17 protein-coding genes and 1 pseudogene are annotated in these 19,632 nt (G+C 41.3%); 7 read left to right on the top strand and 11 right to left on the bottom strand.

Annotated elements, in window-relative coordinates; all coding sequences use genetic code 11:
• Positions 1 to 63 precede the first annotated feature (63 nt).
• Positions 64 to 669, bottom strand: a complete 606-nt coding sequence (locus FBB35_RS07380) for a DUF411 domain-containing protein (protein WP_174709119.1) — start codon at positions 667 to 669, stop codon at positions 64 to 66.
• A 371-nt stretch (positions 670 to 1,040) separates the two neighbouring features.
• Here FBB35_RS07380 and frr point away from each other — a divergent pair, with 371 nt between their 5' ends.
• Entirely contained in the window at positions 1,041 to 1,745 is a 705-nt protein-coding gene (frr, locus tag FBB35_RS07375) for a ribosome recycling factor (RefSeq protein WP_174709118.1), read from the top strand.
• A 498-nt stretch (positions 1,746 to 2,243) separates the two neighbouring features.
• Positions 2,244 to 3,191: a DNA polymerase III subunit delta' gene (locus tag FBB35_RS07370; RefSeq protein WP_174709117.1), complete on the top strand. Its 948-nt coding sequence runs from the start codon at positions 2,244 to 2,246 to the stop codon at positions 3,189 to 3,191.
• Positions 3,192 to 3,345: 154 nt separating this feature from the next.
• Here FBB35_RS07370 and FBB35_RS07365 read toward each other — a convergent pair whose 3' ends face one another.
• Entirely contained in the window at positions 3,346 to 3,546 is a 201-nt protein-coding gene (locus FBB35_RS07365; protein ID WP_174709116.1) for a hypothetical protein, read from the bottom strand.
• A gap of 277 nt (positions 3,547 to 3,823) precedes the next feature.
• On the opposite strand from FBB35_RS07365, the gene FBB35_RS07360 reads away from it, so the two are divergent.
• Entirely contained in the window at positions 3,824 to 4,585 is a 762-nt protein-coding gene (locus FBB35_RS07360; RefSeq protein WP_174709115.1) for an N-acetylmuramoyl-L-alanine amidase, read from the top strand.
• A gap of 91 nt (positions 4,586 to 4,676) precedes the next feature.
• A complete protein-coding gene (locus tag FBB35_RS07355) occupies positions 4,677 to 6,242 on the top strand; it encodes a glucosaminidase domain-containing protein (protein ID WP_174709114.1) in 1,566 nt (521 codons plus the stop codon).
• A 27-nt stretch (positions 6,243 to 6,269) separates the two neighbouring features.
• Here the strand turns inward: FBB35_RS07355 and FBB35_RS07350 are convergent, their stop codons facing one another.
• From FBB35_RS07350 to mnmG, 3 genes are read right to left on the bottom strand one after another with little or no spacing between them, the layout of a single operon-like run.
• Positions 6,270 to 7,583, bottom strand: a complete 1,314-nt coding sequence (locus tag FBB35_RS07350; RefSeq protein WP_174709113.1) for a hypothetical protein — start codon at positions 7,581 to 7,583, stop codon at positions 6,270 to 6,272.
• 60 nt (positions 7,584 to 7,643) lie between these two features.
• Positions 7,644 to 7,766 (bottom strand): hypothetical protein, encoded by a 123-nt coding sequence (locus FBB35_RS35390; protein WP_302480952.1) that lies wholly within the window; start codon positions 7,764 to 7,766, stop codon positions 7,644 to 7,646.
• Positions 7,767 to 7,813: 47 nt separating this feature from the next.
• On the bottom strand, positions 7,814 to 9,736 hold the full coding sequence (gene mnmG / locus FBB35_RS07345) for a tRNA uridine-5-carboxymethylaminomethyl(34) synthesis enzyme MnmG (RefSeq protein ID WP_174713551.1): 1,923 nt from the start codon (positions 9,734 to 9,736) through the stop codon (positions 7,814 to 7,816).
• Between the two features lie 352 nt (positions 9,737 to 10,088).
• On the opposite strand from mnmG, the gene FBB35_RS07340 reads away from it, so the two are divergent.
• Positions 10,089 to 10,961: a D-alanyl-D-alanine carboxypeptidase family protein gene (locus FBB35_RS07340; RefSeq protein WP_174709112.1), complete on the top strand. Its 873-nt coding sequence runs from the start codon at positions 10,089 to 10,091 to the stop codon at positions 10,959 to 10,961.
• 357 nt (positions 10,962 to 11,318) lie between these two features.
• Here the strand turns inward: FBB35_RS07340 and FBB35_RS07335 are convergent.
• Positions 11,319 to 11,426 (bottom strand): annotated as a pseudogene (locus FBB35_RS07335) (IS4 family transposase); the annotation flags it as partial.
• Positions 11,396 to 11,557: a hypothetical protein gene (locus FBB35_RS07330; RefSeq protein WP_174707956.1), complete on the bottom strand. Its 162-nt coding sequence runs from the start codon at positions 11,555 to 11,557 to the stop codon at positions 11,396 to 11,398. The gene FBB35_RS07330 and the pseudogene FBB35_RS07335, both read right to left, overlap by 31 nt.
• Positions 11,558 to 12,353: 796 nt before the next feature.
• Here FBB35_RS07330 and FBB35_RS07325 point away from each other — a divergent pair.
• On the top strand, positions 12,354 to 13,670 hold the full coding sequence (locus FBB35_RS07325; protein WP_174709111.1) for an efflux RND transporter periplasmic adaptor subunit: 1,317 nt from the start codon (positions 12,354 to 12,356) through the stop codon (positions 13,668 to 13,670).
• A 98-nt stretch (positions 13,671 to 13,768) separates the two neighbouring features.
• The gene (locus FBB35_RS07320) at positions 13,769 to 14,974 is read left to right on the top strand and encodes an ABC transporter permease (protein WP_174709110.1); all 1,206 of its coding nucleotides are present in this window, start codon (positions 13,769 to 13,771) and stop codon (positions 14,972 to 14,974) included.
• Between the two features lie 46 nt (positions 14,975 to 15,020).
• Here the strand turns inward: FBB35_RS07320 and FBB35_RS07315 are convergent, their stop codons facing one another.
• From FBB35_RS07315 to FBB35_RS07300, 4 genes are all read right to left on the bottom strand, one after another.
• Positions 15,021 to 15,752 (bottom strand): SagB/ThcOx family dehydrogenase, encoded by a 732-nt coding sequence (locus FBB35_RS07315; RefSeq protein ID WP_174709109.1) that lies wholly within the window; start codon positions 15,750 to 15,752, stop codon positions 15,021 to 15,023.
• Positions 15,753 to 15,933: 181 nt separating this feature from the next.
• Complete coding sequence (locus tag FBB35_RS07310; protein WP_174709108.1) at positions 15,934 to 17,244, bottom strand: YcaO-like family protein; 1,311 nt, start codon at positions 17,242 to 17,244, stop codon at positions 15,934 to 15,936.
• The gene (locus tag FBB35_RS07305) at positions 17,241 to 18,368 is read right to left on the bottom strand and encodes a TOMM precursor leader peptide-binding protein (protein WP_174709107.1); all 1,128 of its coding nucleotides are present in this window, start codon (positions 18,366 to 18,368) and stop codon (positions 17,241 to 17,243) included. Before FBB35_RS07305 ends, FBB35_RS07310 begins: the two co-directional genes overlap by 4 nt.
• Positions 18,369 to 18,604: 236 nt before the next feature.
• Positions 18,605 to 18,970, bottom strand: a complete 366-nt coding sequence (locus tag FBB35_RS07300) for a hypothetical protein (protein WP_174709106.1) — start codon at positions 18,968 to 18,970, stop codon at positions 18,605 to 18,607.
• Between the last annotated feature and the right edge of the window lie 662 nt (positions 18,971 to 19,632).

The raw sequence follows: 19,632 nt of genomic DNA, 5'->3' as shown, positions 1-19,632 counted from the left end.
TAATCGCTAAAAATAGATTAAAATCCACTTTTAAAACATCCTCTGAATCCAGTGAGATTTATATCAAGAAGATGGATATTTATTAAATACCGCAACTGAGTTATTACCATCAAAGGCAAACACCGTAAACGGGTCTTTTCGATTCCCCATCTCCATCCCAGGAGTACCTACAGGCATTTGGGGAACAGATAAACCAACAATATTTGGCTTTTCTTGAAGCAAACGTTTGATGTCGTTTGCTGGAACGTGTCCTTCTATGACATATCCATTAACAACTGCTGTGTGGCAAGATGATAAGTTATCCGGTACATTGTACTTTTGTTTAACAGTTTCGATGTCAGGCGTAGAAAAGTCTGTGATTTCAAAACCTTGTGTCTTTAAGTGGTCAATCCATCCACCACAACAGTTACATTCAGGACTATGATATACAGTGGCATTTAGCGGTGTTGATTTTGATAGTGTTTGTTTGTCCTGAATACGCTTAGTGGTACTTACTAGTTGAGCATTAGCTGTCACAGAATCAGGAAAAACAGATTGAGCATTACTTATAGAAGCAGTGCTTCCCAAAATGCCTAACACCCCTACTGTGAGAAAAATTGTTACTACGATACGTACCAAGATGGGAAGCAACCATTTTTGCCTGCAATAAATAAATTCTTTGTGCGACATCTGAGACTTCCTGATTACAACATTGCATAAATTTGTTTTAACAAATTCTTTTCAAAAAGATTCTGCGTACCTTTCCTTTCTGCTTAGTTTGCGTCCCTCTACATCTAAGACACTACAAATTTAGCCAATACGTCGCCTGACAATGCCAATGCGTTGCCTTACAATCTCATTGCATCTCCTGATAATGCCATTGCATTCCTCTGCATTTAAAAAGTAAAGTTACTATTTTACTTCTACTACCTCAAGCCCAGTCAAGGTGGCGATCGCCACCTTGACTGAGCTGATTGACAATACCCATTGGATCTCCTATCCTTCACATACAATAATGCGCTTTAGTTATGTGCAAACACGTTTCTCGAAGGGAGACAACCATGAATAATACCGCTGGCAGAAAGTTTTTCTCACGCCCGTTCTTCCTTCTCTGGACTCTTCTTGTTGGCTTACAGAGCGCCCCAGTCACCTTTGCGGCCGAGCCCGCTGCCAAGCCTGTCACCACGGCAGCCGATGCCCAAGCGAGCATCGCTACGGTTGACGATTTATTCGACGAGGCCGAGCGGCGTATGCAGAAGGCGGTCGAGACCCTCAAACAGGATGTTGCCTCGCTGCGCGTAGACCAGGCCAGCGCAGCACTGGTCGATCGCATCACCGTGGATTACTACGGCACACCGACGCCACTTAACCAGGTAGCCACCATTTCTGTACCCGAGGCGCGCTTGCTAGTTATTCAACCCTGGGACCGCAAACTGCTGTCCGACATCGAAAAGGCGATTCGAAATTCAGCTCTGGGCATCAATCCAAATAACGATGGCCAGGTGATCCGCCTGGCGATACCCCCCTTTACTGAAGAACGTCGTCGCGAGCTGGTCAAAACCCTTCACAAGAAACTCGACGAACACAAAGTTGTCGTTCGCAACGTTCGTCGCAATGTGCAGGATAATTTGCAAGATCGGGTGAAAAAGAAAGAAGTTTCCGAAGACGAACTCAAGCGCAGCACCGAACGGCTGCAGAAGCTCACAGATCGATACATCGAGGAGATGAATAAAATCGGACAAGCAAAGGAAAAGGAGATACTCTAGGTCTAAGGAACCAACCCATTCAAGGTTATGAGAAAAAAGGCTGAGAGCCTCGACTTGTAGAACTTTACAACAAAAATGAATCAAAATTAGGTTTAACAAATATCGAAGTTACTAACAGCAACCTCAAAAAACACAATTTTTCAGTGATAAAAAGGGAAATTTTGGCTGTCGAATTGGTGGTTCAAGTGAAAAAACGTACCATTTTTTATTATGATCATTGACAACAGTTATTATTTATTCTGACCCTTAATAGCTGCCTACTGACGTTATGTGGCTCTCCAAAATCTTTGAACGTTTTGTAGAAAAATTTCTCGGTGATAATGGTAATTCCTGCATCGCTAAATATCAAAATATTTAGCGAATAATTTAGCTAACATTTAGATGCCCTGAAGGATGTTTAAAGCAACCACTTAACTTAGCTACGAATTTTTGCAGATAAACCTTGTCTACCTTGAGAAAATCCTTGTAGAAGTGAGAATGTCACTCTACAATTAACTAATGACTATTGACCCATTTGCAGCACTTGTAGGACAACCGCAAGCCATAGAATTACTGACTCAGGCTGTCAGACAAAACCGGGTTGCTCCAGCGTATCTATTTGTGGGGCCAGATGGTGTAGGAAGAAGTTTAGCAGCCAGGTGCTTTGTAGAATTGATATTTTCTAGTGGGTTGGGAGTCACTGCGGCTTTACAAAACCGTTTGCGTCAGGGGAACCATCCAGCTTTGTTGTGGGTACAACCGACTTACCAATACCAGGGACAACGATTAACAGCATTAGAAGCGGCTGAAAAAGGACTTAAGCGTAAAGCACCACCTGTAATTCGGCTAGAGCAAATTCGGGAAATTACCGAGTTTTTAAGTCGTCCGCCTTTGGAAGCACCAAGGAATGTGGTGGTGCTGGAAGAAGCCCAAACAATGGCAGAAGCCGCAGCCAATGCTTTACTTAAAACTTTGGAAGAACCGGGACAGGCGACGTTAATTTTAATTGCACCTACACCTGAGTCTGTTTTGCCAACTTTGGTTTCACGCTGTCAACGTATTCCTTTTTATCGTTTAAATGCAGAGTCTTTGGCTGTTGTACTTACACAAACAGGTCATCAAGAAATTTTGCAAAATCAGGCAGTACTGAGTATAGCAGCTGGTAGTGCGGGAAGTGCGATCGCATCTTACGAGCAATTACAAACTATTCCCCCGGAGTTACTCGAAGATTTGAAAAAAGCCCCTGCTTCCTACCGCAAAGCCTTGGAGTTAGCCAAGAAAATTGATAAGGATTTAGATACAGAAGCCCAACTGTGGTTAGTTGATTACCTTCAGCAATTCTACTGGCAGCATTGGCATCAACCCAGTATTATTAATCAGCTAGAACAATCTCGTAAATACTTGCTTGCTTACGCTCAACCCAGGCTAGTTTGGGAATGTCTGCTTCTATCTATATGTCAAAAATAAAAATTGTATTCACAAACTTTTGTACAAATATAAAAATCCACTTTGATTTTTGTCCGCGCAGTGTGGTGTAGCCATACTTACTTGCATAGGCAGGCAAAAGGCAAGAGGCAATAGGAAAGAAGGCTTTTTGAGTTGTACGGAGTTTTGTTTAAAATTAAATTATCCACCGCTTTGGGACTGCTGGTAGCGACGCAAAACAGATTGGATATTTTTTTTTACAAACCTCTTCACCAATTACCTGAGAAAGCGATCGCCACAACTGAGAACCTACTTGTTTGATATAGTCGTGTTTATAACTTATCTGCTCCGCAATTTCCGCATAAGTGTGTCCTAGCCAACTTTCTAACAAAACCACAGATTGAACATCATTGAGTCTTTGCCCAAAGGTAGAGCATAAAAGAGTATCGACTAGATTCAGCGTCTCTTGTGCTGTAATGGGTCAGTCTGCTTCATTTTCACGTTGAACTTATGAAATATCTCCTTGAAAGGATATATTTACGTAAAATGTCACATTTATTTACAGCAAAAACTCACTTTATCTCACCGACAGAGCGCTTATATTTAAGCTAATAATTAATACAGTGTAATTAAATTATGCTCACATCTCAAAGTATAAAAAGGAAATCAGCAAGATGAAATTTGGTATTGATATGGGACACAACTGTCCTCCAGATACAGGAGCAACAGGCATCAAACAAGAAGATGCTTTAACTAAAGCAGTTGGTACACAATTGATACAAAAACTCAGAGCAGCAAATCATACCGCCATTGATTGCACTCCTACAAGCGCTAGCGGTGTAACCGATTCTCTGAGACAACGAACTAATAAGGCAAATGCCAATAACGTTAATGTCTATGTTTCGATTCACTTTAATAAATTTAACGCTAAAGCTCATGGCACAGAAGTTTACGCCATTAGTAACGCATCACAAGGGATTGCGGAATCAGTTCTCAAAGAAATTGTTCAACTTGGTTTTTATAACAGAGGGGTGAAAGATACAGGTTTCTTTGTTCTTAAGAATACACAAATGCCAGCTATTTTAATTGAGTGCTGCTTTTGTGATTCCCAAGTAGATATGGATCTATTCGATGTTGAAAAAATGGCGGAAGCAATTAAAGATGGATTAATAGGCCAGCCAAAACCCAAGGAACCTAAAGCTGATAAGAAATACGTTTTGGAAATTACAACAAAAACCTTCTTAAAGCCTTCTACAGAACAGGCATCAGACTTACCAAAAGATTCTATCTTTGAGATTGAGCCAGGAGATTACCCAATTTTGGATGTTGGTTTTGAAGAAAACCATTATTCGGTTAGGTGGCCCGATCAAAGTAAAGGAAACCGAAACGAGCATTTTGTTTATTCTGGACATGCCAAAGTTATAGAAAAAGATTAACTAATTCTATTTCCATCATTTGTTAACATCTACAACCCCGACTTATCTAATAAATCGGGGTTATATACATAGTTTTTACAAGGAAAAATCCATGCCATTACTAGATGATTTAGTAAACAATTATTCCAACAAAGATTTAGTCAAAATATTTACACAAGTTGGTATTGAAAGTGCAAAAATTACCGATATCAATCGGCAAATTTTAAAAGAAGTTACCCTCGCTCAATGGTTACTAGAGTCCAGCAGGGCTAAAAGCGATCTCGCTATCAATGCTAATAATTTTGCGGGATTAAAATGGCGAATTCCTGATATGAAAGGGTTTGCCGAACCTTTAAAAATCAAGGTTCCTTCTGAACTAGAAGAAGTTGAGTTCTGTAAATTTACGGATATAGACGCTTTTATTATTGGTTATTGGAAGTTTTTAACTCGCACACCATATAAAGGTTTAGAGGAGTATACTAATACACCAGAAAATTTCCTTGGCTTTCTCAAGGCTAAAGGTTATTCATCTGATCCTAAATATGTCAGTAAAGTTGTAGACTTGCTTCCAGAGGCACAAAAGTTACTGGCTAATGTAGGTGGAGTTACCATTCCCGCTTCAGTGGTACAACTTCAGTTAATTCGTGTGCCAAAAGAAGTTGAATTAGGGCAAAATTTCAGGGTTGAAGGCGTAGCACCTTTAACCGACAGTGGCAAAGTTTTGTCGATTACGAGCGACGATAAATCTCCAGCCCTAAGTGTAGCAATTAGTCAGGATGGCAAATGGCAATTTGATTTCGTCTTTAAGCAAGAAGGCGATCGCCGGATGATAATTAATGTTGACGATCAAACTCTAGAGATCCCCATTAAAGTTGTTGTTCCTTTTGATCACAAGGACGATGAGAACACTCAACAACCTACAGCATCCAGTTTACCAGGAGCGAAGGTAATTAAACTCGATGGTAGTGTGGGAATTGGCGGAGTCAATAAAGCTGCTGATGTTAAGGCTATTAAGGCGCGATTGTATGAGCTAGGCTACAAATGGGTAGGCGATCCTGACAGTGCAGACAGAGACAGAGGACTATTTGATGCGATCAAACTATTTCAATCAATTATTGCTGGTCGCAGTACTGTTAATGGTGATGGTAGAGTTGATGTTGGTGGAATAACTCATCGATGGTTGCAAGCAGCTAATGCACCACGGTGGGAGTTGATGCCCAAAAGTGACCCGAATAATGGTTTAGTTAACGGTGAACTCGAAGATACTCAAGATAACCACGATTTTGGAACACATTGGTTAGCTGATGTGATTAAAAAAATTGCCCAAGATTATCAAAACAGTTATCGTAACACTCACCCCCTAGCTGCTCCATTCGCAATTAACGATGTTAGTCTTCCTCATGGAGGCGATACTCCCGATCATCATGGACATGAAACTGGAATGATGTGCGATATTTATTTACCCCAAAAAAATGGGAATTTTGGTGGTATTGTTTGGTCAAGTTCTAACTACGATCGAGATGCTGCACGAGCTATTCTCAAGTCTATTACTAATCAAAAGCTGGTACGCGCAATCTTTTTCAACGATCGACAGCTAATTCAAGAGGGACTTTGTGTGTCTCTAAGTGGTCACGACAATCATATTCATTTTGAAATTAACCAACCAGTCAGGAGCTAATTTTTGGTGAGTTAGATGCCTTGGATTTTACAACTTCTGCCCTGTGTAAATGGATCGCACTTCACCGTTACGGCGGATGACAGCTTCGCCATTACTAACCTCTACCAGTGTCCAACCGCTTTGGCCAATGCTTTCACCCATATTGATGCGGCGAGTTACGCCGTCAATTTTAAACAAAGCGGCAGATTTGTTACCTAACTCTAGCAATCCTTCTAGGGTATTGCTCGGTGCTTCTGCGATCGCAGTTGCCGGATATACTTGTTCCTGGGTAATAGTTGGTTCTGACTCTGGCGCGAGTGCTGCACGTAATGGAACCACTGGTAATGCAGGTAGAGGCTTGGGTGTTTGCCGCACGGGAATAGGTGCAGTTCGTCCAGCTACAGGTTTAAGTTCCGCTCGTACAGCCGCCGCTAACATATTGACGGTTACAGGCTTGGCAGCTTGTCGCACCGTATTTAGGGCACTTTTCACCACATTAGGTTGAGATGCCTGCAATGCATTAGCAACTTGTGGTAGAAGTGCGGGACTACCAGGAATTGCTGGCAGCGCGTAGCGCATTGGCGATGGCGCTTGATAAACGGGAACATAGATCCGCTCAACAACGCTTCCAGAACGGTTAGGGGCTGGTGGTGTATTATTTGCCAGAAGTGGAAGTGGTGGTAAATTCCCACTTGTTTGCCCGTTACCAAGGGCTATTTGATTAGTATTTGTCTGACTGGAGAATCCCGAACTGAAAGATTTTTGATTGCCTTTTAATTCTTGCTTGTCTATAACTGCCAGCGCTCCCAGCATATAGTCAACTAAATCTGCCTCAATTTCTGTTTTTACAGGCAATTGTGACTGCGTTTGCGGCGCTAGAAGAGCTTGCCCAGTCAAGTTGGGATTTAAAAGATATACGACTCCAGACTGCACTAGATAGAGAATACCAGCGATCACCACGCCTAAAGTTGTTCCGACAATCAGCAGTTTGCCCAAAGTCCGACTGCTTTTTTGACGCTTTCTAATAACTGGTTTAATGGTGGCGTTATCAAAGACAACGGTACTCAAGTGCTTGTTATTATTTTGAGTAACTGACTGTCCGTTTGGTAAGATAATCTGCGGTATCGTAACTGTTTGCAAAGGCACGTATTCTGGAGGCGAGTGGCGTTGAGCTTTGTTCTGCCTACCATGCCTAACGGTTTGAGAACGCAGATTATCACTAACATCCAGAATGTAGTCGATATCGGCAAAGAGTTCATCCATGAGACCATCAGCATAGTTTTCTATCGACCAAGGCTCGTTGGCGATTAAGTCTTCTGATGGTTCTGGTACTATGAGACGGGTACTGGCTTCTTGTAACATAGACGTTCTGGGTTATTGCTAGGACGAGGAAACGCCGCGCCTACTGCCTGGGAGTTAGGATTACAGATGAGATATCCAATCCACCGTCTTATTGAGACGAGTTGGTTGAGCGTTGCTATTAAAATCAACTTTAATCTGGGGATTGTTGATGATAGCAGTACTAATAGTTATGTCATCTATCATACCAATCTCCCTCCCTACTACTATACTCAGTCTTTATCAAGTTTGTGTTAAGCTAACGCTGGAAACTCATACTGGCTCTTGGTTTTACGCAATTCTAAATATAATAATAAAGCGTTAACATCGGCTGGGTTTACACCACCTATACGTGCAGCTTGACCAAGAGTGAGTGGTTTTACGTGAGTCAGCTTTTCCCGCGCCTCTTTGGAAAGGGTATCAATTGTTGTGTAATCCAAATCCGCAGGTAATTGGCGGTGGGCTTGACGGGTAATTTGGTCAATCTGATTTTGTTGCCTAGCAAGATAGCCATGATATTTAATGTCAATTTCTGCGCCTTCTTTCTCGGCGCGGTTGAGGTTGGGGTTTCCTAGTCCGAACCTGTCGAGGTCAACGTAATGAAATCCCGGACGGCGCAGTAAGTCGTTGAGGGTAATTGAACCTTTGATTGCTTGTTGGGTATCAGAGGCGATCGCTATTCCTATTTCATCATGTTCTTTGACTCGTGTAGCTTGCAATCTTTGCTTTTCTGTGATAATGTTCGCTTGTTTTTGGGTAAATAGATCCCATCTGCGATCGTCAATTAAACCAATTTCTCGTCCCAAGGTTGTCAAACGTTGGTCGGCATTGTCAGAACGCAATAATAAGCGGTACTCCGATCTACTGGTCAGCATCCGGTAAGGTTCCCGTAAATCCTTTGTACAGAGGTCATCCATTAGCGTTCCAATGTAACTTTGCTCGCGGGCAAACACAATCATTTCTTGAGAACTAACAAATCGAGCCGCGTTAATTCCTGCTACCAGTCCTTGGGCTGCGGCTTCTTCATAACCTGTAGTGCCGTTAATCTGCCCAGCACAAAATAGTCCAGCAACCTTTTTGGTCATCAGTGTGGGGTAACATTGAGTTGCAGGTAAATAGTCATATTCCACAGCATAAGCCGGACGCAGCATCACACATTTTTCCAAACCGGGGAGAGTCCGCAACATTTGCAGTTGCAAATTTTCTGGCAACCCTGTAGAAAACCCTTGGATATAAAGTTCGGGTATATCTCGTCCTTCTGGTTCAATAAAAATTTGATGGCTTTCCTTATCGGCAAAACGCACAATTTTATCTTCAATACTGGGACAATAACGCGGCCCTTTGGCTTCCACCCAACCGCCATAAACTGGCGACAGGTGCAAATTATCTTGAATTAGACGATGGGTTTCGGCGGTGGTGCGGGTAATGTAGCAGGGTATCTGTTCCCGTTCTACCCATGCCTCTGGATCAAAACTAAACCAGCGCACATCCTCATCCCCTGGCTGGATTAGCATTTTACTATAATCCACCGATCGCTTATCTACCCGTGCTGGGGTTCCAGTTTTAAGTCTTCCGGTTTCAAATCCCAGGCGATTTAGGGTTTGTGTCAATCCCTCAGCCGCAAATTCCCCAGCGCGTCCGGCTGGCATTGATTTGTTGCCAACCCAAATTTTGCCCCCTAAGAAAGTGCCAGTTGTCAATATGACAGCTTTACATTGGAACCCTACACCAAAATAAGTTTCAACGCCGATGACTTCATCATTAGCACCCAGCACTAAATCTGTCACCATACTTTCGCGGATTGTCAAGTTTTCTTGGTTCTCGACAATATTCTTCATCACTGCTGCATATTCGCGCTTGTCCGTCTGGGCGCGTAATGCCCAAACAGCAGGTCCCCGTGAAGAGTTGAGGATACGTTTTTGCAGGTAGGTGCGGTCTGCTACTTTACCGATTTCCCCGCCGAGTGCATCTACCTCATGAGTCAACTGAGATTTTGCCGGGCCACCCACTGCTGGATTACAGGGTTGCCAAGCGATTCTATCCAAGTTGAGCGTCAATAACAGGGTACGACAACCGAGGCGTGCAGAGGCCAGAGCCGCTTCGCAACCGGAGTGACCTGCACCGACGACTATGACATCAAAAGCGTCTTGGAATTCAACGGAATTGTGCATGGTCATACTTACAGGATCGGCAAGCTTAGAGTTCTTTTCAATTTTAGCTGTTCCAGTGGTTTCATGGATGTAACTTTCTAATAAAAAAGTTATCAAATTTACTAGTACTCAATCAGAGACAAGTTTATATTTTTAAACTTGGGTATTCAATAAAAATATTATATTTTTTAAAATTTGTGACAACATTCCGGGTTGTTTGTCATAACTCTTGTTCACATAGTTAGCAAATAATAGGAATTATTTTATCGCTGATGCGTTAAATACTTCTTTAAGTGCATGAAAATATATTTTATCAATAATAGATATTTAAGCAGTGCTGTTAATTTTACCTTTGAATCAACTAAGTAATTATTTAAAAATGAAACTCACTATCAAAAAGCAAAAAGATATTACTAGATTTATTAGAAAGGCAAGTTTCATCAGTATAGTTATCGGCATTATTTTTGTCTTAGTAGCTAGTAATCAGATTACCCACCACCAATTTGCTAGAACTTCCCAACCATTAAATGTATGCTCTACAACTGTTTCATCACCTTGTATAGATATTTCTAAAGAGATAACACCCAAACCATTTATTCCCAATCCTGAATTAAATAGTAAACAACGTTTTTTATCTGCGATTAACCAAAAATTACCTACAATCCCCCAGGCTGGTACTTATGAATATACTTTGCTGCGAGCTTATGGTGCAGTTTTTGTAAATCAAGATATCGGAATTAAACTGCCACCAAAAGATATCTTTGCGAATGAACAAGAAACCCAAGAATTTCAAGCTACTTTAACAATGGGTCATGTTGATGGCACTAACGATTGTTATTTACAAAAGTCGGCAGCTGATGCTCTAAATAAAGCGCGAGTTCAACAACATATCCCCCTAAAATCTGGTTATGGCTCTGGTGATTGTACTCGCACCTTCAACACGAATTTAAGATTTTGGCAAAAATATGCCAATAATCAAGTTTTGGCAAAAGTTCAACAGGGAAAAGAAACAAAAATTCTCGGTTTAGTTGCACCTCCTGGAACCTCACAACATCTCTGGGGATTAGCCATTGATTTACGCGTAGGTAGTAAAGAACAAAGAAAAGCTCTTAATCAAAATGGCTGGTTTCAAACTGTAGAAAATGATGCTCCACATTGGACTTATGTGGGTTTAAATGAAGATAATTTACCTTTATTTGGTTTTAATAAACAAGTGATTAGAGGCATTACTTATTGGATTACACCACTTTAATTGTTAGATAGCATGAAAACTTGGAAATACTAACCTAAAAGATGTATTGTCAGGGATTTAGCTATGTCAAACGAAGCTGCTAGCCAAGAGTAAAACTTCCTAATTGATTTATTAAGATCAACTTATCAAAATCAGGAAGTATATCCAATTCTGCAACATAGCTTAAGTAAACTCAACGATGATTTAGCTTTAATGTTGCGAAAATTGATAAGCGATCGCTTTGCTAAATAACCTGCCATTGCTATTAATTTAGCTAGAGTCATTATCAAACATTTTGCCGATATTTCAGGCGATCGCAACATCGACGAATTATGACTAGAAGTTACATACTTTAAAGGGTTTTTGTACGCGGTGAGAACTGGCTTTGGAAAAGGTTGAAATATCTACTTCAAATCCGGTATTATTTAATCTTTGAAATAAATCTCGCATACTTGTTAAACTGTTATCCAGAGCATACGATAGCCATCACTCAAAGACTTAATGACCACAGGCTGTTGGTTAGTCTCTCGAACTGCTCGATAAACAAGGGTTCTAGAACCCTTGTAGAGTTCTTCGCTGACTTGATAGCCGGGAATGGTAACTACACTACTAATCATAATTCTTTTGAATTTTTAAGACCTTAGCATTTAGTGTTCCCAGATCCGCCCCATCAGTGAGAGATTAAGGCAATTGCATTTTTCCAAGAGGTTACAGTCCAAGGGGACAAATCTAGCTTGGAGGCTAGCCGAAGAATCAGGATTTAGAGCCATGTTTAGCAAAAAGTAACTATTGCACCAATATGTAAATTCTTGCAGACAGATGTACTGCAATAGGTAGATTTTTGGATAACCGAAAGTTGGAATTTCATCTTATTAAAATACAACCAGAGAATAATTTAAATAAGAAAGAGATTATTTATAAGTAATAGCAGAGAGTTAATAATTTTTTAGACAAATTTAAGGCAAAATCATGTCAGACAAAATTGCCAACAAGGCTGAAGTGCTGACAGAAATATCTACTGAAAAACAGCAAGTTCTAAGTAAGCGGGGTTGCTATAGTAGCTAGGGCTATAGAGGTTTCTGTGGAAATTATCAGACTTGGCAAGGGAGATGAGAAAAACCCATTAATAACAATAAATTTGATAGCAATATTTTGTTAAATTGGATGAGTTAATAACAGTTATGGACTTCCATATAAAAATATTTTTTATTAGGATTTTAAGGTCTTGCACTACTAAAAAATTAGAAATAATTTGGAATAATTTATTTTTTTATAAGTCCTTTGCATGGCAATCTATTGCAATATTAAAAATATCAGTTTTTGGTTTACAGTAAGTTTTTTATTATTGATATTTTATTTCTACAATACTTATCAGGAGTTAATTTTAGTGACTACATCAAACTGTATAATCGGATGAAGAAATTTAGTCCTTGGATTTTCGGTATCTTGTTAGCCAGCACCTTGGGAAGTATGGCGACAGTTTACTGGAAAACTCAAGAAACTGCCTCCCAGCCAGATTTAACTAGTCAAACTATCTTAGTGCAAACTAAAGATTGGGTAGTGCAGATTCAAGCTAATGGCGTGGTGCAAGCATTACAAAAAATCAATCTTAGCCCAGAAGATTCTGGACGCATTGCTAAATTGTATGTGAATGAAGGTGATCGCGTCCAAAAAGGACAAATTATTGCCCTTATGGATAGTGAAAGATTACAAGCACAGGTAAATCAGTATCAAGCATCACTAAATAAAGCTGTGGCTGATTTGAAACAAAAAGTTGCTGGCACTCGACAAGAAGACATTGCTGAATCTAAAGCTAGAGTTGCTTCCGCAGAAGCATTAGTAGCTGCATCTCAAACTCGATTGAATCGAGCAATCGTAGAGATGCAACGCAATCAAGTGTTGGTGCAAGAGGGTGCTATTTCCCGCAATGCCTTTGAAGAGTTTGTCACTAAAGAACAAGAAGCTAGAGCTAACTTAGAAGCAGAACTAGCACGGCTCAAAGAACAACGTGAAAGTTTGAAGAAAGCCAAAAATGGATTACGTCCCGAGGAAATTGCCCAAGCTGAAGCCGAGGTAGCACAGGCTAAAGCTCAGTTAGTTTTTTATCAAAGTCAGTTCAATAATGCTATCATCCGTGCCCCATTTGCGGGAATTATTACCCGTCGCTTTGCCCAAGAAGGGGATTTTGTTACACCCACCACATCAGCTTCTAATACTGAAGGTGCAACCTCGACCTCAATTGCTGAACTCTCTAGTGGCTTAGAAATTGAAGCCAGAATTCCTGAAGCTAGCATTGCCAAAATCAATCGCGGTCAGTTTGTAGATATTCAAACAGACACCTATCCTAATGAAACCTTCAAAGGAAAAGTAAGTCTAATTGCACCAAGAGCAGTGCAGGAAAACAATATCACTTTTTTTCGAGTTAAGGTAGTTTTATCGAATGGGCAAGACAAGTTGAAATCAGGAATGAATGTACGCCTGACATTCCACAGTCAGACTATTAAGAATGCTCTAGTAATTCCTCTGGCGGCTGTAACAACTCAGCCCAATGGTCAAACCGGGGTATATGTTATTGATAGTCAAAATGCTGCCAGTTTCCAACCAGTGAAAGTAAGTGCTACTAGTGGTGATCAAGTGCAAGTTTTGGCAGGACTTCAGAAAGGCGATCGCGTGTTAATGTCTCCCCCCAGTACAGAAAAAATTGAAGGTGTAGATAAAATTGGATTTTAGAATAGCCGAATCTTCAATTGGTACTGATATTTTTCGATCATTCAACAATATTTCCCTAGTTGTAATTATCGACTCATAACTACGAATTACGAATTATTATGAATTTACTAGAAAGTACACAAATGGCAGTCAAAACATTGGCTGCGAATAAGCTCCGTAGCATGTTGACCATGCTTGGTATTATCATTGGCAATGCCTCTGTGATTACAATGATCGCTATTGGGCAAGGGGCGCAAAAATTTACGCAAGAAAAGTTGGAGTCTCTGGGGCCAAATCAACTATCAGTGTTCGCTGGTGGCGATAATCTAGAGGGGTTAAGCTCTGATGTGCCTTCACTGTTCTTGGCAGATGCTCAAGCGATCGCAACTATGGCTCCCGCCGTCCGAGAAGTTGCCCCGCAAATTAGCAGCAACTTGCAATTATCGCGTCAGGGACGCATCAGTAAAGTTAATGTTACAGGTACAACGCCAGGAATTCTTTATGTCCGCAATCTCCAGGTACATCAAGGCCGTTTTTTTGACCCTATAGAGCTAAATCAAAATTCTCAGGTGGTGATTTTAGGGCCAGTAGTTGCGCGGAAACTTTTTGGTAATGAAAATCCCATCGGTCAGTTACTACAGATGAATAACTTGAGTTTTCAAGTTATTGGGATTATGCAAGCTAAAGGTGCATTTATGGGGAATAACCCTGATGATATAGCTTATGTGCCAATTAGTACTATGGCAGATCAGCTAGTCGGTAGGCGATCGCCTAATGGTATTCCCATCGACTACTTAGAACTGTCAGCAAAAAATCAAGATAGCATTCGCGCAGCGGCATTTCAAACAATTAATATTCTGACACGCAGACGGGGCAAAAAAGATTTCACAGTTGCCGCCAATAAGTCAGTCCAAGACTTGATCAATCAAGTGACGATAAATTTAAGTTTAGTCTTGGCGGCGATCGCAGGTATATCTTTATTCGTTGGTGGAATTGGCATCATGAACATTATGCTAGTGTCTGTCACCGAACGCACCCAAGAAATTGGACTACGCAAAGCAATAGGCGCAACAGAAAAAGCAATTCTTACCCAATTCTTAATTGAGGCGATTATCCTGTCCGTAACAGGCGGTTTAGTCGGAACTGGTATTGGCGTTAGTAGCGCACTTATAGTTGCTATGTTCTCCCCCTTACAACCATCAGTACCAATAGGAGCAATATTTCTCACAGCCAGCATTTCTGGTAGCATTGGTCTAATCTTTGGTGTAGCGCCAGCCAGAAAAGCAGCACGACTCGATCCCATAGCTGCATTAAGAGGTATTTAAGTCAACGAAGAGGCAAGGAAAAGAGGGCAGGGAACTTGGCGCACCACTACTTCTTCTCAGTACCGACGGCAACACAATAAAGTGCCGCATGGCGTTTTCCATCAATACCCAACATGGCGTTCAGACTCATATCATAGAATCCACCTATGCACAGACTATCCAGCCCCAATTGCACAGCCATTAGACATATATTTTCAGCTTGATGACCAGTTTCCAAAAGTGCAAAACGGTAGCCACGCGCACCGTATTTGCACATTGAGCGCATAAAAACAGATGTGAACAGAAACAGAGCATTGGCATTTACAATGTAATCCTGCTGCAATAAAGATTCTACAAAGTCTGTTGGCACTGCATCATTCACCCGATGTAAGCCATGACCGCGTGGTTCGTAGTGATATAGTCCATCTGCTAAACCTTCTACCGCTTGTGTCGATACAAAAATCTCAATCGGATAAAGTCCTCCCGCAGACGGTGAGTTTCGGGCTTCATAGGTATAACCATCTGTTTGACGCAACCCATTGACACCGCATCCTGCATCAAGCAACTGAGCTAATGCGATCATTGGCATGACCGACTTATCAAACGATCGCACAGAAGACCGTCGCTCTAAAAGCTTACTCAGCAGGTTATCGTGTGGTGCTTTTGGAAGTTCCAGAAAAGGAGCCTCCGGCATATATCGCAGTTCAGTAGCCGGAACACGCTTGACAGAACTTTTAGGGACTGGGGAGTTCAAATGATACAACAGAGCTAACTCCAGTGGCTCATTGGCTGTGTACATTACGCTGATTTCCTCCTTTTAAGCCAATTTAAAAAATGGGAGTTGCTGAATCATGGGATGATTTAGCCAAATGTGGAAGGATTTATCAACGCTTTCACCCGCCAATTCATCCCGCATTTATGCAACGCCGAAAAATGATTGCGACAAGAAAGTAATTCCTAATCCAAAATCTAAAATCGTATTAAGCCATAGGATGTGGACACGGATTTAGATCATTTGCGGTACGTTGCTCACCGTAACCTAACTTTTCTGGTACCTTGAACAACCGCCGAGTTCCCAATGGCTCCAGTCCATAGCCAAAATATATTGGGACTAGTTCACTGGCTAAAGTCCGCACTACTCGAAAACCGAGCGACTCAATATCAGGGGTTGTAATTTCCACTAAATAAGGTTCAACACCCACTGAATGCAACCTGGCAATGACCGATTGCAATTTTTCTACCTCTACTGAAGATGCATAAGTTGGTAAATCTTCAACCGTTAGGTATTGGTCATGCTCCAACAAAAATTCCAACTCGCGTAGCCGAGCCGTTTTGTAGAAAAAAGCGCTGTGATCGTCCAAATTCTGCACATCTTCATATTTATTGAGATTAATCCCAGTGCCGCTAGCCATGCGTTCCATATCACCAAAACGGGCTTGGCAAACTTCAAAAATTGCCTTACGAAGCGCAGTTGATCCATCGAGATGGCATCCTAGACCAGTTGCAACAGCTGGACTTCTACCTGAACGGTCAATTAACATTGCCATCACAACTGGGATCTGAATATCAGTAATCAAATAGAACGTAACTAGCTCAATGCCAAATCGGGCATAGTGGCTTAAAATTTCCGTCTCAATTCCTGGACGGTGAGCGAAATAAATGCGTGGGGCAGGTAGGCGGTTTAACCATGTAATTATAAAAGCATCGCGCTCAATCAACTCGCACAAGCCACTGTAAGCAGCAAACTCAAGAGTTGGGCCACTAGCCATACCATTAGAAGTGACCGGTAAAGTATAATCTCCTGGTAGATTGCTATCCCAGTCGAAATAAACCATAAATGCTGGAACTAAAACTTGTAGGTTGCTTGCTAGAGAAAGGGCAGGTATCCACGAAGTCTGCGTTGCCGGATTGAAAGGTGAATATGGAAAATTGGGGTCAGAGTATTGTTTGTCAGAAAAAGAGAAAAAAGTTGGAGGATGGACGGCGCAATGACTTAATTCTGCGTAGCTACTGACAATCAGTTGCCGATAATCTACAATACCACCACAGTAGCGCTCTACTGCTTCGCCAACTGCACCAAAAATTGCTTGTTCATCAGTCATGCCCCTACCTACGCCGTAGCGTAAATCATCCTGCTGTTTGCGAAGCTGGAAATTTGCTAATTCGGCTTGCCACAAAACTGGCAGATCAAACTCTGTATAAGGCTTGGTAAATCTATCAATGGCTCGGATGATTCCCGTATGCGGGCTAACTAAATCGCGCCAGCGTGGACTAGCGATCGCTGCATTCACTTTGTTTTCTCCTGTCCTGAGCAATGTGGACAACCAGGTTTCTTCAGCACAACGTTGTGAGTCAGCTTTGTGCCGAGCAAGTCTAGATGCAGTAATTTACCGTCAGTGGCGATTGGCAAACCGAGCAACATCTTCACTGTTTCAAGAGCCAGATAACTACCAACCAACATCTGCGCGATCGGTAAATTTTCTCGCAAACGCGGTTGAGAACGGCGTTCTCGGTCGAGAAACTGCTCAATAGCGAATTCCGCCTCTGGAAGTTTGGCACAGGCAATAGATCGCATCCGATAGCAAAGATAGCAAGGGCCATCCTGAGAAAAGACTAGCGGCCCAAAAGTTCCTTCAACACCAACTGCGCCACCTGGTAGCAATGGGCGCTGCATCTTCAGGCATAGTCTGTTCAGGCGATAAGCGAGATTGACAGATACGGCATCGGTGGCGACAATCACCAGATCAACGTCCTCAAGCAAAGCATTTACTGTTTCGTCGTTAGTTAAAGGATCTGTCACAGTTTCAGTTTGGGTTACTTTTGCGATCGCCTCGATTTGTCGAGCTGCTTCCACACCTCGAAAAGCACCTATTTGATTAAAGACTGAGCCTGACATCATCGGGAAATCAGACGGAAATGTGCAGACATCATCACATAGGCGGAGAAAACCGATACCAGCACTAGCCAAATTAATTGCAGCTATCAACCCTGAACCTCCGAGTCCAAAAACAGCAATCCTCGCGTTCGCTAAGTGCTTCTGGGCATCTTTTTGCTTAAAGCCTAGTTCATGATAGAGGCTGATTTGAGGAAGTAAATATGCACGACTATCTAAATCAACTGGATCTTCCAGCAACTCATCTACTAAGCGATTGTCCATCAAAAACTTTAAACATTGATTTAGTGAAGAATCTGTCAACTTTTCGCAAATTGCCGCCCGGATTTCTCCTATTGTTCGGGAACCATCTAATAAAGGTAAAACAATTTTTTCTACATCATGCAGTGCTTGACCCTTCACTGTCAGGGTTCGCCGCCTCGTATTGAATATCATAGTTTCTTCGCCATTGCAATCTGACCGCATAATGTGAACGACAACGTGTTCTAGTAGACGCAGGCGTTGAGCATCATTTAATTTCATAGGCTTTGTTTTATTATCCCAAGCTCCATCAAAGAAATAGAAAAATCTGAAAACTCGGTTGTATCCAAAAATATTGAGAAAATGAAAAATCCTGCTTTTGCAGCTATAAAAGTGATGAATGCAAAAAAAACAGCTTAAAAGACAGGGTTTTTAACTTTTAAAGCCAGATATTGTGGCTCTAAACTTAAAAACTTGGTTTCTAAAATTACGGAATTGCTGTTCTATTTCCAGGTTATTTAGTATCCAAAACCGACCTCATCGGTGTCGTCTAGCACACCTGATATTGTTCCACCTTCAGTAACTCGACATCCGCATCCCCGACATCCGCATCCCCGACATCCGCATCCCCGACATCCGCATCCTCGACATCCGCATCCTCGACATCCGCATCCCCGACATCCGACACATCCACCACATCCACCACATCCACCGCAATTAGCAAACCATCTTTGACTAGTCTCAGATTCAAACATTCCTGGCATTGCTAACTTTTCTAAAGCTGCAATTTCCTCATCGGACAAAAGCAGTTGTTCGAGTTTGTCTGCTTTGTCTTCTAAACGCATATCTATTGTTTGTTGGGTCAGTGTTTTTTCTGCAAGCATGGTTACTCATTCCTTTCAAATTAAATTCATTAGCCTGTTTTTAAATCTGCATTCGAGTCAGTCAAAAGCTGTAATGATCTTCATGTATCAATCAGCTTTCACGGAAGAAATGATGTTGGAACTAGCGAATTTACAGAATGATCAAAAAATGAGATGGCGGTTAATGTCTAACTATCATTCACATCCGGTTATAGTTAAACAAAAACACTCAATCTTTTATTCAGAATCTTAACTAATCCACAAAACATCAAAATCGCTTTTTGGCAAGTTAAGGAAAATATCACCTAGGACAATACAGTCTGATTAAAATTTTAATCATTTAAAGATCCTTCCAACCCTGAATAACAAAGACTTATAATTTATCTACCTCCTTTTTTAGGAGGTCGCCACAGGGAGGAATATCTCGACGTAATTGTATTGTCTTATGGAATTTATCTTCCCTAAAACCTCGTCTTTGAGAATGCTTTTGCTACTGTTAGCGTCACATTCTCTTTTTTTTGATCATCTAACCTCTTATAACATTATCTTTTTCTAGAGTTTTTTATTCATACCTAAGTAATATTGTTTTTAGTCTTGATAGTAATATTTTTATTTCTTAAGTAGGATTATCTTTATTTTGGATAGCGCCTAATATTACTTTCTGCATTGGTTACTGATGCAGA

This window comes from Nostoc sp. TCL240-02 (assembly GCF_013343235.1).
GTDB lineage: Bacteria > Cyanobacteriota > Cyanobacteriia > Cyanobacteriales > Nostocaceae > Nostoc.
Note: the sequence above shows the minus strand (reverse complement) of the source record. Positions and strands in the feature narration are given on the sequence as shown.

What these genes read in the sequence shown, in the direction of transcription:
- FBB35_RS07320 (WP_174709110.1), top strand. Translation starts at nt 13,769, where the DNA reads ATGAATTTACTAGAAAGTACACAAATGGCAGTCAAAACATTGGCTGCG.
- FBB35_RS07380 (WP_174709119.1), bottom strand. Translation starts at nt 669, where the DNA reads ATGTCGCACAAAGAATTTATTTATTGCAGGCAAAAATGGTTGCTTCCC.
- FBB35_RS07340 (WP_174709112.1), top strand. Translation starts at nt 10,089, where the DNA reads ATGAAACTCACTATCAAAAAGCAAAAAGATATTACTAGATTTATTAGA.
- FBB35_RS07300 (WP_174709106.1), bottom strand. Translation starts at nt 18,970, where the DNA reads ATGCTTGCAGAAAAAACACTGACCCAACAAACAATAGATATGCGTTTA.
- mnmG (WP_174713551.1), bottom strand. Translation starts at nt 9,736, where the DNA reads ATGACCATGCACAATTCCGTTGAATTCCAAGACGCTTTTGATGTCATA.
- FBB35_RS35390 (WP_302480952.1), bottom strand. Translation starts at nt 7,766, where the DNA reads ATGATAGATGACATAACTATTAGTACTGCTATCATCAACAATCCCCAG.
- FBB35_RS07305 (WP_174709107.1), bottom strand. Translation starts at nt 18,368, where the DNA reads ATGAAATTAAATGATGCTCAACGCCTGCGTCTACTAGAACACGTTGTC.
- FBB35_RS07360 (WP_174709115.1), top strand. Translation starts at nt 3,824, where the DNA reads ATGAAATTTGGTATTGATATGGGACACAACTGTCCTCCAGATACAGGA.
- FBB35_RS07330 (WP_174707956.1), bottom strand. Translation starts at nt 11,557, where the DNA reads ATGATTAGTAGTGTAGTTACCATTCCCGGCTATCAAGTCAGCGAAGAA.
- FBB35_RS07370 (WP_174709117.1), top strand. Translation starts at nt 2,244, where the DNA reads ATGACTATTGACCCATTTGCAGCACTTGTAGGACAACCGCAAGCCATA.
- FBB35_RS07350 (WP_174709113.1), bottom strand. Translation starts at nt 7,583, where the DNA reads ATGTTACAAGAAGCCAGTACCCGTCTCATAGTACCAGAACCATCAGAA.
- FBB35_RS07315 (WP_174709109.1), bottom strand. Translation starts at nt 15,752, where the DNA reads ATGTACACAGCCAATGAGCCACTGGAGTTAGCTCTGTTGTATCATTTG.
- FBB35_RS07325 (WP_174709111.1), top strand. Translation starts at nt 12,354, where the DNA reads ATGAAGAAATTTAGTCCTTGGATTTTCGGTATCTTGTTAGCCAGCACC.
- FBB35_RS07355 (WP_174709114.1), top strand. Translation starts at nt 4,677, where the DNA reads ATGCCATTACTAGATGATTTAGTAAACAATTATTCCAACAAAGATTTA.
- frr (WP_174709118.1), top strand. Translation starts at nt 1,041, where the DNA reads ATGAATAATACCGCTGGCAGAAAGTTTTTCTCACGCCCGTTCTTCCTT.